This window comes from Frankia sp. AgKG'84/4, assembly GCF_023242965.2.
Taxonomy (GTDB): Bacteria; Actinomycetota; Actinomycetes; order Frankiales; family Frankiaceae; genus Frankia.
The window spans coordinates 1-726 of record NZ_JALKFU020000936.1; the positions used below are offsets into that span (position 1 = coordinate 1).

1 protein-coding gene is annotated in these 726 nt (G+C 77.7%); it reads right to left on the reverse strand.

Annotated features, from left to right (window positions below):
- A partial coding sequence (locus MXD58_RS26160) for a Kae1-like domain-containing protein (protein WP_518478696.1) occupies positions 1 to 726 on the reverse strand: 726 nt, incomplete at both ends.

Here is a 726-nt window from a genome sequence, read left to right on the forward strand (position 1 = left end):
GGCCGACCCCGTGTCGGCCGCGCACGGCCGTGGCGACGGCGGCGACCGCGTCGGCGACGGCGAGATGGAACGCGCCGGCGAGCACGCCCGGCGCGATCCCGGCCGCGAGCCCCGCGACGATGCCCGCGAGGACCGGTGCCGGCTCCAGCACGCCGTCCGCCAGCCCGAACGCGAGCATGCCGGCGATGGGCGGCCCGGCGGGACCCGTGTCGGCGGGACCCGTGTCGGCGGCGAGGCCTTCCAGTTCGATGGCGGCTTGGGCCTCGTACGTGGTGCGCTGGCGTACGTCGAGCAGCGCCGCCACCGCGTCGAACAGGCGGCCCATGCTGCTGCTTGGCGCGCAGGCCACGCCCCGCTCCAGCGCGGCCCGCAGGACACGCAGCTCCTGCGCGCCGCACGCCCGGACCGGCGCGAGCCACGCCGACCAGTCCAGCCCGGCCGCCGTGAGGTGCGCCAGCGCCACCCGGCACGGGTTGCGCACCCCGGCGTCGCCGCCGGGCAGGGGAACCGGTCGAAGATGGGCGACCCGCGTGACGGCGGCGACGTCCGGCCCGACGAGCAGACCCTCGCCACCCCAGACCGTGCCGTCGGGGCCATGCCCGGTGCCGTCGAAGGCGAACCCGAGAATCCGTTCGCCGAGCCGGCCGTGTTCCGCGAGCAACGCGGCGATGTGCGCGTGATGGTGCTGCACGAGGACCAGCCGGGCGCCGCCGGACGGGTCGCTCG